Genomic DNA, 13,068 nt, shown 5'->3' with positions numbered 1-13,068 from the left:
TCTGTGTCGCGGCCCGCGGCTCTTGATCTTTGCCGTGTCAGGCGGTCAGGCAGACTTCCTGCTGTCCCGCGGGTGCACGGCGATGTTCATGGCGCCGGAGCGCAGAACCGCCAGCCTCTCGGCCAGCACCTCCTCCAGCTCCTCGCGCGTACGCCGCTCCATGAGCATGTCCCAGTGCGTACGCGCAGGCTTGCCCTTCTTCTCCTCGGGGCCATCCCCGTCCACCAGGAGTGCCGTGGCGCCGCACGCCTTGCACTCCCACTCCGCCGGAATTTCCGCCTCTACCGAGAACGGCATCTCAAATCGATGACCGTTCGGGCATGCGTACTCCACCGCCTGGCGCGGGGCCAGATCGATGCCGCGGTCCGTCTCGTAGCTGGTAACCACGAGTCGCGTACCGCGGAGAGCTCGCTCACTCATGAATCGTGCCTCCCGGGCTTGTCGCCCACAGGACAGGTGTCGCTGTCGTCGTCATCCGGTCAACGTCCGGTCGGCGGCAAAGATTCCCGTTGCCGGTCATGCGTCGCCCGTCGTGCCGCTGCTTGGTCTGGGTTTACTACCCATCAGTGCCCGGTTTGTCACTTCTGGTGGAAGTTGTCACCCAACGGTTCAACTTCTTCCACTCGCAGTAACGGTCCGCCGGGCACACCAAAGGCGTACACTACCGGCCTTTCACTTCAACGTCTAAATCCGTTCCGGAACAGGGTTGCCCGCGGCGGCCACCGCGGCCCGTACCGGCACCCTCGCGAGCAGCACCGAGCCGAGCGCGAAGAAGAGCACCAGGGACAGGATCGCGTCCCGGTAGCTGCCTGTGAGCTGGTAGCCGAGACCGAAGACCAGGGGCCCCAGCCAGCTGAGTCCCCGGTCGCTCATCTCGTAGGCGGAGAAGTACTCCGCCTCCTTGCCGCGGGGTATCAGATGCGAGAACAGCGACCGCGAGAGGGCCTGGCTGCCGCCCATCACGAGCCCGATCGCGGCCGCAAGAGTGTAGAAGAACACCGGCGCGTCGGCGGGCAGCACGTACGCCGCGGCGAGGATCAGCGTCCAGACGGCCAGCGAGGCGAGAATCGTGCGCTTCGCTCCGTACAGCCGGGCGAGTCGTCCCATCCCCAGCGCCCCCGCCACCGCGAGCACCTGCACGAGCAGCACGGCCGTGATCAGGGTCGTCTGGTCGAGGCCGAGCTCCTCGGAGCCGTACAGCGAGGCCTGTGAGATCACCGTCTGGATGCCGTCGTTGTAGACCAGATAGGCGAGCAGGAAGGAGAGGGTGAGGGGATGGCGGCGCATGTCGCGCAGCGTCGCCCGCAGCTGCCGCCAGCCGGAGCCGACCGCGCCGTCGCCGCCGGTCACGACCCGGCGGTCGCGAAGCCGCCTCAGCGGTACGAGGGAGAAGGCGCCCCACCACACGCCGGCCGAGGCGATGCAGATCCGGACCGCGTCGGACTCGGACAGTCCGAAGGAGTCGTGGCCGGTGTAGAGGACCAGATTCAGGACGAGGACGAGCGCGCCCGAGGTGTACCCGAAGGCCCAGCCGCGCGAGGAGACCGCGTCGCGCTCCTCCGGGGTGGCGATCTGGGGCAGGTAGGCGTTGTACAGGGCCATCGACACGGAGATCGACGCGTTCGCCACGATCAGCAGGAAGGCCCCGAGCAGATAGCGGTGGCCCTCCAGGAAGAACATGCAGGCCGTCGCCGTCGCGCCCGTGTAGGCGGCCGCCGCGAGCAACGGCTTCTTGCGTCCCGTGCGGTCCGCGGCAGCGCCCACGACCGGCATGACGATCACGGCCACGACGATGGACACCGACACGGCGTACGCGAAGAGCGAGCCCGCCCGGACGGGTATGCCCAGCGGATGCACGAACCCGTCCGCGTCGGCGGCCGCCTTGGCTATCGACGTCAGATAGGGGCCGAGGAAGACGGTGAGGACGCTGGTGGAGTACACGGAGCACGCGAAGTCGTAGAAGTACCAGCCGTGTTGCTCCCGCCTGCGGTCGGCGGCCTCGATCGGCTGTCCGGCCGGATCCTCCGTTCCTGCGGTACCGGTGCTCACGCCGCGCCCCCTCGTTCGTCCCGTGCGGACGCGGCAGGTCCCGGCGTCAGGCCCAGGCCCCCCGCTCGCTCAGCACCGCGCGCAGCGTCTCGATGTGATCGGTCATGATGCCATCCACCCCGAGGTCCAGGAGCGCCGCCATCCTTTCCGGTTCGTTGACCGTCCAGACGTGGACCTGCAGCCCGCGCGCGTGCGCGGTGCGGACGAAGTTCCGGTCGACGACGCGGATGCCGTTCTGGCTCTCCGGGACCTGCGCGCAGACCGCGCCCGCCCGGAGCGCCGCCGGGATGCCGTACGAGCGCAGCCGCAGGCCGAGCACGCCGCGTACCCCGTAGGAGGTGGCCAGGCGCGGGCCCCCGAGGCGGTGGGCCCTGGCCACGCGCGCCTCCGAGAACGACCCGACGCACACCCGGTCCCACGCGCCGGTCCTGCGGATCAGCTCGACGAGCGGCACGAGGGCGGGCTCCGCCTTGATGTCCACGTTCCAGCGGGCGTCCGGGAACTCCTCCAGCAGCTCCTCGAAGAGCGACAGCGGCTCGCTGCCCGCCACCCTCGCCCGGCGCACCTCGCTCCAGGGGAGCCCGGCTATGCGTCCCCGGGAGTCCGTCACCCGGTCCAGCGTCGGGTCGTGGAAGGCGACCAGGCGCCCGTCCGCCGTGGCGTGCACATCGGTCTCGAAGTAGCGGTAGCCGACGCCGGCCGCCCGGCGGAACGCGGCTGCGGTGTTCTCCATGCCGTCCGCCGCCCCGCCGCGATGGGCGAAGGGAATCGTCGAAGGGTGGTCCAGATAGGGGTGGCGCCCCGAAGTCGCTGCGGTCACCGCGGAAGTATCGCCTCTCGCGGTGTCCGCCCGGCAACGGCCTCGGTGCGGGTGTCCGACGCGGAGAGGTCGAAGAAGCGCAGGAAGAACTGGGCGAGCGGGCCGATGGCCAGGGCGTACAGGACCGTGCCGACGCCGAGGGACCCGCCGAGCAGGAAGCCGGTCACGACCACGGCCACCTCGATCGCCGTACGCACCAGCCTGATGGAACGGCCCGTGAGCCGGTTCAGGCCCGTCATCAGGCCGTCGCGGGGCCCCGGGCCGAAGCGCGCGGAGATGTACAGGCCCGTGGCGACGCCGTTGAGCACGATGCCCGCGGCCATCAGCGGGATCTGCGCCCCGAGGCCGTGCACATCCGGTACGAGGGCGAGCGTCCCGTCCATCGCGATCCCGACGGCGAAGACGTTGGAGACGGTGCCGAGCCCCGGGCGCTGCCTGATCGGGATCCACAGGAGCAGCACGACCGCTCCGACGATGATCGAGACGACCCCGATGGAGATACCGGTCCGCTCGGCGAGCCCCTGGTGCAGTACCCCCCACGGCTCGAGTCCGAGCCCTGCGCGGACCAGGAGCGCCGAGCTCGCCCCGTACAGCGCCAGACCCGCGTACAGATGGGTCAGCCGCCGGGTGAGCCGGGTGCCGCTCCGGGCGGTGGGATCGGACAAGTGGTGCCCCCTGTGTGGTGATGGTGGACTGCTTCATGTCACTCTGTGGCAGGGGATTGGCTGCCAACTATGGCCAATCCGAGGAAGGTGGACTGATTTTCATGGCGCAGTGGACTTCGACCGTCGGCGCGGCGCAGCTCGCCCGTCAGCTCCAGGGCCAGCAGGCCCGTCCCCTGGCGCCGGGTACCCGCAAGCCGCCCGCCTACCGTGCCCTCGCCGACGGTGTCCGCCTGCTCGTCCTGGAGGGCCGGGTCCCGGTCGCCGCCCGGCTCCCCGCCGAGCGTGAGCTCGCACTGGCCCTGTCGCTCAGCCGGACCACCGTCGCCGCCGCCTACGAGGCGCTACGGGCGGAGGGATTCCTGGAGTCGCGCCGGGGGGCGGGGAGCTGGACCGCTGTCCCGGCGGGCAATCCGCTGCCCGCCCGGGGTCTCGAGCCGCTGCCCCCGGAATCCCTCGGCTCGATGATCGACCTCGGCTGTGCCGCCCTCCCCGCCCCGGAACCGTGGCTGACCCGGGCCGTCCAGGGCGCGCTGGAGGAGCTGCCGCCGTACGCGCACACCCACGGCGACTACCCGGCCGGCCTGCCCGCACTCCGGCAGATGATCGCGGACCGCTACACCGGGGCCGGCATTCCCACGATGCCGGAACAGATCATGGTCACCACGGGGGCCATGGGGGCCATCGACGCCATCTGTCATCTCTTCGCCGGGCGCGGCGAGCGCATCGCCGTGGAGTCGCCGAGCTACGCCAACATCCTCCAGCTCATGCGGGAGGCGGGCGCCAGGCTGGTGCCCGTGGCGATGGAGGAAGGCCTCGGCGGCTGGGACATGAACCGCTGGCGGCAGGTGCTGCGGGACGCGGCGCCGAGGCTGGCCTACGTCGTCGCGGACTTCCACAACCCCACGGGAGCCCTCGCCGACGAGCAGCAGCGCCGCGCCCTGGTCGAGGCCGCCCGGTCGGCGGGCACGGTCCTGGTCGTCGACGAGACCATGAACGAGCTGGACCTGGACGCCGATGACGAGATGCCGCGCAGGGTCTGCGCCTTCGACCCCGCGGGCAGCACGGTCCTCACCGTCGGATCCGCCAGCAAGGCGTTCTGGGCCGGCATGCGGATCGGCTGGGTGCGCGCCGCGCCGGACGTGATCCGCAGCCTGGTCGCGGCCCGCGCCTACGCCGACATGGGGACCCCGGTGCTGGAGCAGCTCGCCATCAACTGGCTGATGGGCACGGGCGGCTGGGAGCAGGCCGTGGCCATACGGCGTGAGCAGGCGCGGGAGAACAGGGACGGCCTGGTGCGGGCGCTGCGCCGGGAGCTCCCGGAGTGGGAGTTCGCGGTGCCGCGCGGCGGCCTCACCCTCTGGGTGCGCACCGGCGGGCTCTCCGGTTCACGGCTGGCCGTGGCGGGCGAGCGGGTCGGCGTCCGCGTGCCGTCGGGGCCCCGGTTCGGGGTCGACGGGGCCTTCGAGGGGTATGTGCGGCTGCCCTTCACCGTGGGCGGTGCGGTGGCGGACGAGGCGGCGCTGCGGCTCGCCGCGGCCGCCGAGCTGGTCGCTTCCGGCGCGGGCGTGGGAGCCGAGGCGCCCCGGACCTTCGTGGCCTGAGGCGCCCGGGGCCTCACCCCTCGGCGGCGGCCGGTGCCCCGATCAGCTGATCCTTGTGCGCGGTCACGGGCTCGGCAGGGGCCTCCGGTGCGGCCTGCTCCACAGCCGGCGCCCCGCCGGGCAGCAGGTCGAGCACCGCCTGCCGGTGCGCCTCGCTCGTGGCGTCGTCGTACGGGTCCGGGGTGGCCGGTACCTGGAGGCGCAGGACGGGCCCGCTGCCCAGCCGGGCGTAACCGCGGCCCGGCGGGACGTCGGGGGTGGGAGTGGTGTGCGGCTGGACACCCAGGACCGCCTCGACCTGTTCCCGGTCCGCCGGGCCGAGGACGGCGCGTGCCCTGGTGTGGGTCCGTACGGTCTCGGTGAGGGCGTCCAGGCTGTCGAACTGGTCCGCGACGACGACCGTCACCCCGGCGGCGCGGCCGTGACGCAACGGCACCTGGAGGAGTTCCTGCGGATCCTGCCTGCCGTCGGCGGCCGCCAGGTGTCCCAGCGCGCTCGGGCGGTCCAGCAGGATCCAGAGGGGGCGCTTGATGTCCTCGGGCTCGGGATGCCCGGCCTGGCGGGCCCGGTTGGCGGCGATGAGCCGCCGCTCGGTCTCGTGTGCCGCCCATTCGAGTGTCGCGAGGGCCCCGGCCAGACCGCACTCCACGGCCAGGACGCCGTCCCGGCCGGTCAGGAAGCCGTACTCGCCGGTGCCGCCGCCCTCCACGACGAGGATGTCGCCGTGCTGGAGGGCCTGCAGGGCGAGAGAACGCATCAGGGTCGTGGTGCCACTGCCGGGGTGTCCGGCGATCAGCAGATGGGGCTCCGTCGAACGGGCTCCGGTCCGCCAGATCACGGGGGAGGCGTCCCGCGTCACGTCGCCGTCCTCCACCGGGACGGTGCGCCGGACCGCGTCGGCGTCGGTGAAGCCCAGCACGGTCTCGCCGGGGGCGGTGACGAACCGCTGTGCGGCGATGGTGGTGGGCAGGGCGGTGAGCACGGTCATGAGGAGGTGGTTGGTCTCCTCGTCCCAGGTGAAGTGGTATTCGCGGCCCCGGCCCGACTTGGCGTGGAGCACCTGCTCGACCCGGGCACGGGACACGGGATCGCCGTCGGTGAAGTACGCCGGGTAGTTCACCTGGAGCCGGGTGAGGCGCCCGTCGCCGTCGAAGGCGTACGACTCGTCGAAGGTCTTCTCCCAGTCGCCGCCGTGGGAGAACAGCGGGCTGGGGTCGTCGGCCACTGAGAAGTGCGGGACCAGCGCCTCGTACAGAGCCCGTAGGCGTGCGGTCTCCGCCTCGTCGGGGCCGGTCTTCGCGGGGGTGTGGTCGCGCCCCCGCCATGCGGCAGCGCCCATCACCGAGATGAGGGCCAGCAGAGGCCCGTAGGGGATGAGCGCCACCACCAGTACGCAGGCCGCGACGAGGAACAGCACGTGTCCGCGCCGGTCCTTGGGTGTCGCGGCCCACTTCTGCCGCCCTGCTCCCGCCAGCAGCCGCATGCCACGGGTGACCGTGATCAGCGGATGGAGGACGTCGGTGGCGTTGTCGGCGGCCGTGCGCGCGATCTCGCGACTGCGGGTGATCGAAGCGCTGCCGCCCTTGAGAATGCGGGGGAGTGGTCGCCGGGCCACGTCGGTCTCCTGAAGAGGTGGGAGCGGTTTCGGAGCGTCAGAACTTGATCCCGCCCAGCATGCTGGCGAGGCTCGCCCCGCCGGCTGTGATGCTCGGGGCGATGGCTGTGCCGGCCAGGTAGAAGCCGAACAGAGCGCAGATGAGGGCGTGGGACGCCTTGAGCCCGTCCTTCTTGAAGAACAGGAAGACGATGATGCCGAGCAGTACCACGCCCGAGATGGAGAGGATCATGAGCGGTTCTCCTGGTTGAGGGGACAGTCACCATGAGTACTTCCAGGATCACAAGATGTACCTATACGATAAAAGGTGCAAATGAGTGAGTAAGGATTGATTTCACTCAACTGGTGGGGAGAAAAGCCGCCGCCCGGGAGCCCTGTCGGCCGCGCATGCCCGGTCCCGCCCAGTCCCCGCCGGGAAAGTGACGCAGGGGCGGTGATCTTCCGCCGCTCCGGGGCAGGCTGACGACTGCCCCGAGCAGTACTCTGTCGATTCACTCGTACGGCCCTCCGCCGTACCCCCCACCAGGTCGGCTACGGCGACGAAGGCAAGGAAGGCGGTCCGCCCGATGAGCGAAATCCCCGATCCCGAGGTGGTCGAGCTGGCGACGAAGGTCTTCGGCCTGGCCCGCCGGGGCGAGAGCGACGCGCTCGCCGCCTACGTCGACGCGGGCGTTCCCGCGAACCTCACCAACGACCGGGGCGACTCCCTGCTCATGCTGGCCGCGTACCACGGGCACGCCCCCGCCGTCGTCGCGCTCGCGGGCCGTGGCGCCGACCCGGACCGGGCCAACGACCGGGGGCAGACCCCGTTGGCCGGAGCCGTCTTCAAGGGTGAGCGCGAAGTGATCGACGCACTGCTCGCCGCGGGGGCCGATCCGGCGGCCGGAACACCCTCCGCCGTGGACACCGCACGCATGTTCGGCAAGGACGACCTGCTGGAACTCTTCGGTGCGCGCTGAGACGCGGTCCCGGCCGCCGGCCGGCGGGTGCGCCGTAAATGTGGTCGCGTCGGCGAAATGGCTGGGTCATCATGACGTCGCGGGTCCGTTTTGGGCCACCGACGAGAGGCTGAGGAAGATGAGCACCAGGCAGAAGACGGCGGTCGGCCGATCATGTTGCTGCGCGGCCTAGGGGATGTCACCCCGGCACATGGAACAGCACAGTCCCGGTTGCGTCGACAGCTTGATGTGAGGCTTTCCCCATGTTCGATCCGTTCATAGCGCCGAGCGGCACACTGCTCGGCCTGCTGCAGAGGGGCCGCGGCGACGGCACGCTCCACGCGCTCGCCGCCCCGCGCTCCGAGGCCCTCGCGGCTCTCAACCACTGCGTCCTGAGCGATCCGCGTCACGACTGGCAGGTCGAGAACCGCTCCCTCTACTACGCGCGCCTCTACCTCGACCTCGACGGTGGCACCGAGGAGATCGAGCGGCACCTGTGGGATCCCGAGGACCACCTCGACACCGACGACTCACGCACCGGTCTCGCACTCGCCGTGCTCGGGCACCTCGCCTCCTACGGGCGCGACGACGCCCTCGTACTCCTGCGCCGGTACGCCGCGACCGGCTCCAACTGGGCCTGGGCGCTCGACGAGCTGGCCCTGCGCGACGACGACACCGGGCTGCGCTCCCTCGCCGAGGCGGTGCTCGCCCGTTTCCCCGCCACCCCGGAGGGCACCGCCGAGCTGGCGGCCGCCGTGCGTGACGCCTTCGAGCCCCGCCCCTGGCGGCTCTGGGCCGACGACCCGCGCGAAGCGGTCGGCGCCCGGGTCAGGGCGGCGACGGAGCAGGGCTCCTTCGACCGGTGGCAGCGGCAGATGAGGCCGGGCGGACCGCGCCCCGGCTGGAGTGTCCAGGCGGTTTTCGACTGGGCCCAGGAGGGACTGGAACGCGGCAGCGCGCTCCACGTCCCCGCGGCCCGCTGCCTCTCCGCCGTCGCCGGGACCGAGGACCGTCCCGTGATCGTGGAGGCCGCCCGCAGCGGTTCCGATGGCGCGCGCTGCGCAGCCCTGCACTATCTGGCCGAGGCCCAGGACCCCGCCGTCCTCGATCTGATCGAGCAGGCCGTCGTCGGCCCCTCCCGCACCGTCGCCGATGCGGCCGTGGCCGCCTTCGAGCGCATGTGCGGGGAACCGGCGGTCGTCCGGGCCCGGCGCTGGGCCCACCGGCCCGACGCCCTCGGAGCCTCGGCGGCCGGAGTCCTGGCCTGCCGCGGCGCCGTACAGGACGCCCCGCTCGTCCTCGCCGCGCTGCGCGAGGCCGTCCGGGGCGAGGGCCCCGACACCCCGCTCCTGTGGACCCTCGTCGACGGCGCGGGGCGCCTGGGCATCGCCTGTGCCGCACCCGTACTGCGCCATGTGTACCGGGAGACGTCCTCCTCGCACCTGCGCGGCAGGGCCGCACGGGCACTGGCCGCCACCGACCCGTCCTTCGCCAGCGGGTTCGCCGTCGAGTGCCTCTGGGACTGCGAGGAGACCACCCGGGAGCTGGCCGCGCACCACGCGGAGACCGGGGACATCCGCGTCGCCGAACGGCTGAGGCGGCTCGCCGCCGACCCGGCCGAGGAGGCCGAGGTCCAGACCGCCGTACGCAGCAGGATCGGACCGGACGCACCCGCCGTCTGAACCGGCGCTCCGCTGACAACCGGAGCCCGGATGCCGCGCGCCGGGGGCGCGCGGCGCAAACGCTCATAGGACGTTCCCCGGGCGGAAAGATCCAAGTCGGCAAGGGCACGCCCGGCGCGGTGACAACACCCGTATGCGTGTCGTCATCGTCACCGAATCCTTCCCGCCCGACGTCAACGGTGTGGCCCACTGCACCCTGCAGACCGCCCGGCACCTCGCCGCCCGCGGCCACCAGCCGCTCGTCATCGCCCCCGCCGCGGCGACGGCCTCCACCGACTCCGCGTCCACCGGCGCTCCCTGCCCCGTGGTGCGCGTCCCCTCGCTGCCCCTGCCCGGCTACCCGCAGGTCCGCGTGGCCCTGCCCAGCCGGAGGCTCGCCGCCGCACTCATCGCGCACCGCGCCGAACTCGTCCACCTGGCCGGACCGTTCGTCCTCGGCGTGAGAGGCATGGCGGTCGCCACCCGGCTGGGGCTGCCGGCCGTGGCCGTCTACCAGACCGACCTGGCCGGCTACGCCCGCACCTATCTGGGTACCGGGGAGAGCGCCGCCTGGCGCCGGATGCGTGCCGTGCACAGCGCCGCCGACCTCACACTCGCCCCCTCCTCCGCCGCGCTGCGCGACCTCACCGACCACGGGGTGCCCCGGGTGCGGCTGTGGCCGCGCGGAGTCGACACCGTACGGTTCCGCCCCGGTCTGCGCGACGACGCCCTGCGCCGTGCCCTCGCACCCGGCGGCGAGAAGATCATCGGATACGCGGGGCGCCTCGCCCCCGAGAAGCACGTCGAACTCCTCGCCGGCACCTGCTCGCTGCCGGGCGTGCGCGTCGTGGTCGTCGGCGACGGACCGAGCGAGGCGTCGCTGCGCCCGGCACTGCCCGGCGCGGTCTTCCTGGGGCGGCGTACGGGGGAGGACCTCGCCCGCTTCTTCGCCTCCCTGGACGTCTTCGTGCACACCGGGCCGTACGAGACCTTCTGCCAGACCGTGCAGGAGGCCATGGCCTCCGGGGTCCCGGTCGTCGCCCCGGCGGCCGGCGGTCCGCTCGACCTCGTCGCCCACGGGAGCACCGGGCTGCTGGTGCCTCCCCACGACGCGGGGGCGGTACGGGAGGCGGTCGCCGCACTCGTCGCGGACCCCCTGCGCGCCCAGGCCTTCGGCCGGACCGCACGGGCCGCGGTCGAGGGCCGCACCTGGCAGGCGGTCGGCGACCAGCTCCTGGGCCACTACGACGAGGTCCTCGGCGGCCGGACGGCGGTGGCCGCGTGAACGGGCACAGTCGCGACGGGCTCAGGATCGTACGGCTGGCGAACTTCGTCACGCCCGCCTCGGGCGGCCTGCGCACCGCGCTGGAAGAGCTCGGACGCGGCTATCTCGAGGCGGGCCACGAGCCGGTGCTGATCGTCCCCGGCGCCACCGCGAGTGACATACGCACCCCGCAGGGCAGGGTCGTCACCCTGCCCGGGCCGGTGCTGCCGGGCAGCGGCGGCTACCGGGTGCTCGCGAACCGGCGGCGGCTGCGCGGGCTCCTGGAGGAGATGCGCCCCGACCGGCTCGAGGTGTCGGACCGTACGACGCTGCGGTGGACGGGGGAGTGGGCACGCCGCGCCCGCGTCCCCGCCGTCATGGTGTCCCACGAGACGGCCGACGGGGTGTTCCGTACCTGGGGTGTGCCCCCGGCCGTTGCGGGGCGGACCGCCGACCGGCTGAACGCGCGCACTGCCCACGCCTACGCCCGGATCGTGTGCACCACCGAGTGGGCGGAGCGCGAGTTCGTGCGGATCGGCGTACGCAACGTGGTGCGCGCCCCCCTCGGAGTGGACCTGCGGCGTTTCCGTCCCGAACTGCGCAGTACGGCGCTGCGCGCTCGCCACCTGCGCGGTGGGGACGTCCTGCTGCTGCTCGGCTCACGGCTCTCCGTGGAGAAGCGCCCGGGCCGGGCGCTGGACGCGCTGGCGGTCCTGCGGAGCCAGGGTGTGCGGGCGGCACTGGTGGTGGCGGGGGACGGTCCGCTGCGAGCGGAACTGGCCGCCAGAGCACGGGCGGAACGCCTGCCGGCCGAATTCCTGGGCCATGTACGCGACCGGGCGCATCTGGCCCGCCTCCAGGCGAGTGCCGACCTGTGCCTCGCCCCGGGGCCGGCGGAGACCTTCGGGCTGTCGGCCCTGGAAGCGCTCGCCTGCGGCACGCCGGTGGTGGCGAGCGGCAGCTCCGCGCTCCCGGAGGTGATCGGCTCGGCCGGCCTGGCCGCCGCGGACACGGGCCGTTCCTTCGCCGCCGCACTCCGGGAACTGCTGGCCAGGCCGGAGCGGGAGCGCCGGGCCGCGGCCCGGGCGCGGGCCGGACTCTTCGGGTGGGACCGCTCGGTGGCCGCCTTCCTGACCGCCCACGACGTCCCGCAGCGGCGGGGCGCACTGGAGGAGCGGCCATGAGCGGAGCGACGACACCCCGTGCATCGGCCCCCGCGGGCGGCCGTGTGACGCCTGCGGGGGCCTCCGGGCCCGCCACGGCCGGCGGCGCGTCCGGTGCACCGGCGCTTGTCACGGTGGTCGGCGCACCGGCACCTGCCACGCCTGCCGCCGCATCCGCGCGGGCCACAGCCGTCCCTGCCGTGCCCGCCGACGCCCTCGCGCGTCCCGCGCCGGCCCGTGCCACCGTGCGGTTCGCCGCCCTCGGGGACTCGCTGACCGAAGGCATCGGCGATCCGGTCCAGGGTGGCTGGCGGGGCTGGGCCGCCCTCCTCGCCGAGGGACTCGGAGGCTCGGAGCGGGACGTGGAGTTCCGCAACCTCGCCGTCGCCGGCGCGCTGTCCGCCGACGTCCATGAGCGCCAGGCCGCGGCAGCGGCTGAGTTCCGTCCCGATATCGCCTCGGTCGTCGTCGGGGTCAACGACACCCTGCGCCGCTCCTTCGACATCCGCCTCCTGACCGAACGGCTCGACGAGGTCTGCGCCCTGCTTGCCGGGGGCGGCGCCGTACTCCTGACGGCGTGTCTGCCCGATCCCGGCACGGCACTGGGGCTCCCCGGTCCGCTGCGCCGCCCCCTGGCGAGGCGCCAGCAGGCGGTGAACGCCGTGGTGCACGCCCTGTCCGCCCGCTACGACTCCGTCCATCTGCATGCCTCGGACCGGACATGGACCGAGGACCGTTCGCTGTGGAGCGTGGACCGGCTCCACCCCGCCGAGCGGGGCCACCGCAGGCTGGCGGCAGGATTCCACCGGCTGCTCGCCGAACGGGGACTGGCCCTCGGGACCCGGCCCGGCCACGAACCGCGGCAGCCCCCGCCGACCCGCGCGGCCGCGGCGCTCTGGCTGGCCACCGAGGGCACCGGCTGGCTGGCCCGACGCAGCACGGATCTGCTGCCCCAGCTGCTGGGGCTCGCTGCGGCCGAGGCCGGTCACTGGGCGCGCGGCACGGGCGAACGGCTCGACGCGCGGGCCGAGCAGGCGCTGTTCGAGGCGCTGGCCGGACTGCCACGTACGCCGTTTCTGCAGGGGTTCGTCCCCCACGCCAGAATGGAGGGATGACCGGACGCTGGGAGTTCTGGATCGACCGCGGCGGCACCTTCACGGACGTGGTGGGACGCGACCCCGGCGGCCGGCTGATCTCCCGCAAACTGCTGTCGCACGACCCCGGCCGCTACCGCGACGCCGCCGTGGCGGGAATCCGGCTGCTGCTCGGTCTCGGCCCCCGCGACCCGGTCC

13 protein-coding genes are annotated in these 13,068 nt (G+C 73.0%); 7 read left to right on the top strand and 6 right to left on the bottom strand.

All coding sequences use genetic code 11. The annotated features are described in order from the left end of the window. Positions 1–45: 45 nt before the first annotated feature. From ACFWFI_RS32370 to ACFWFI_RS32355, 4 genes are all read right to left on the bottom strand, one after another. Positions 46–420 (bottom strand): RNA polymerase-binding protein RbpA, encoded by a 375-nt coding sequence (locus tag ACFWFI_RS32370; RefSeq protein WP_078598328.1) that lies wholly within the window; start codon positions 418–420, stop codon positions 46–48. 264 nt (positions 421–684) lie between these two features. Further along, positions 685–2,049 carry an MFS transporter gene (locus tag ACFWFI_RS32365; protein ID WP_387397163.1) on the bottom strand — a complete coding sequence of 455 codons (1,365 nt, stop codon included), beginning with the start codon at positions 2,047–2,049 and terminating at the stop codon, positions 685–687. Between the two features lie 46 nt (positions 2,050–2,095). Continuing rightward, positions 2,096–2,869: a glycerophosphodiester phosphodiesterase gene (locus tag ACFWFI_RS32360; RefSeq protein ID WP_387397160.1), complete on the bottom strand. Its 774-nt coding sequence runs from the start codon at positions 2,867–2,869 to the stop codon at positions 2,096–2,098. Beyond that, entirely contained in the window at positions 2,866–3,534 is a 669-nt protein-coding gene (locus ACFWFI_RS32355) for a membrane protein YczE (protein WP_387397157.1), read from the bottom strand. Before ACFWFI_RS32355 ends, ACFWFI_RS32360 begins: the two co-directional genes overlap by 4 nt. A gap of 101 nt (positions 3,535–3,635) precedes the next feature. On the opposite strand from ACFWFI_RS32355, the gene ACFWFI_RS32350 reads away from it, so the two are divergent. Further along, the gene (locus ACFWFI_RS32350) at positions 3,636–5,135 is read left to right on the top strand and encodes an SCO1417 family PLP biosynthesis transcription factor (RefSeq protein ID WP_387397154.1); all 1,500 of its coding nucleotides are present in this window, start codon (positions 3,636–3,638) and stop codon (positions 5,133–5,135) included. A gap of 13 nt (positions 5,136–5,148) precedes the next feature. Here the strand turns inward: ACFWFI_RS32350 and ACFWFI_RS32345 are convergent, their stop codons facing one another. Beyond that, on the bottom strand, positions 5,149–6,750 hold the full coding sequence (locus ACFWFI_RS32345) for a hypothetical protein (RefSeq protein ID WP_387397152.1): 1,602 nt from the start codon (positions 6,748–6,750) through the stop codon (positions 5,149–5,151). A gap of 37 nt (positions 6,751–6,787) precedes the next feature. Beyond that, a complete protein-coding gene (locus tag ACFWFI_RS32340; protein ID WP_014044751.1) occupies positions 6,788–6,982 on the bottom strand; it encodes a hypothetical protein in 195 nt (64 codons plus the stop codon). 334 nt (positions 6,983–7,316) lie between these two features. Between ACFWFI_RS32340 and ACFWFI_RS32335 the strand changes: the two genes are divergently transcribed. The 6 genes from ACFWFI_RS32335 to ACFWFI_RS32310 form a co-directional block, all read left to right on the top strand. Continuing rightward, the gene (locus ACFWFI_RS32335; RefSeq protein ID WP_387397149.1) at positions 7,317–7,709 is read left to right on the top strand and encodes an ankyrin repeat domain-containing protein; all 393 of its coding nucleotides are present in this window, start codon (positions 7,317–7,319) and stop codon (positions 7,707–7,709) included. A 242-nt stretch (positions 7,710–7,951) separates the two neighbouring features. Continuing rightward, positions 7,952–9,370, top strand: a complete 1,419-nt coding sequence (locus ACFWFI_RS32330) for a HEAT repeat domain-containing protein (RefSeq protein WP_387397146.1) — start codon at positions 7,952–7,954, stop codon at positions 9,368–9,370. Between the two features lie 133 nt (positions 9,371–9,503). After that, on the top strand, positions 9,504–10,634 hold the full coding sequence (locus ACFWFI_RS32325) for a glycosyltransferase family 4 protein (RefSeq protein ID WP_387397143.1): 1,131 nt from the start codon (positions 9,504–9,506) through the stop codon (positions 10,632–10,634). Then, on the top strand, positions 10,631–11,797 hold the full coding sequence (locus ACFWFI_RS32320; protein WP_387397141.1) for a glycosyltransferase: 1,167 nt from the start codon (positions 10,631–10,633) through the stop codon (positions 11,795–11,797). The genes ACFWFI_RS32325 and ACFWFI_RS32320 overlap by 4 nt, the downstream gene beginning before the upstream one ends. After that, the gene (locus ACFWFI_RS32315) at positions 11,794–12,891 is read left to right on the top strand and encodes an SGNH/GDSL hydrolase family protein (protein ID WP_387397138.1); all 1,098 of its coding nucleotides are present in this window, start codon (positions 11,794–11,796) and stop codon (positions 12,889–12,891) included. The genes ACFWFI_RS32320 and ACFWFI_RS32315 overlap by 4 nt, the downstream gene beginning before the upstream one ends. Next, positions 12,888–13,068, top strand: a 181-nt coding sequence (locus ACFWFI_RS32310) for a hydantoinase/oxoprolinase N-terminal domain-containing protein (protein WP_387397136.1), incomplete at its 3' end; no start/stop codon positions are given. The genes ACFWFI_RS32315 and ACFWFI_RS32310, both read left to right, overlap by 4 nt.

Source organism: Streptomyces sp. NPDC060209, from assembly GCF_042728155.1.
In the GTDB taxonomy this organism is placed as follows: Bacteria; Actinomycetota; Actinomycetes; order Streptomycetales; family Streptomycetaceae; genus Streptomyces.
The sequence above is the reverse complement of the archived record's forward strand: the minus strand, read 5'-3'. Positions and strand labels throughout refer to the sequence as shown.

Coding starts and splice junctions, on each gene's coding strand:
- ACFWFI_RS32370 (WP_078598328.1), bottom strand. CDS start 420: ATGAGTGAGCGAGCTCTCCGCGGTACGCGACTCGTGGTTACCAGCTAC.
- ACFWFI_RS32350 (WP_387397154.1), top strand. CDS start 3,636: ATGGCGCAGTGGACTTCGACCGTCGGCGCGGCGCAGCTCGCCCGTCAG.
- ACFWFI_RS32340 (WP_014044751.1), bottom strand. CDS start 6,982: ATGATCCTCTCCATCTCGGGCGTGGTACTGCTCGGCATCATCGTCTTC.
- ACFWFI_RS32335 (WP_387397149.1), top strand. CDS start 7,317: ATGAGCGAAATCCCCGATCCCGAGGTGGTCGAGCTGGCGACGAAGGTC.
- ACFWFI_RS32330 (WP_387397146.1), top strand. CDS start 7,952: ATGTTCGATCCGTTCATAGCGCCGAGCGGCACACTGCTCGGCCTGCTG.
- ACFWFI_RS32325 (WP_387397143.1), top strand. CDS start 9,504: ATGCGTGTCGTCATCGTCACCGAATCCTTCCCGCCCGACGTCAACGGT.
- ACFWFI_RS32315 (WP_387397138.1), top strand. CDS start 11,794: ATGAGCGGAGCGACGACACCCCGTGCATCGGCCCCCGCGGGCGGCCGT.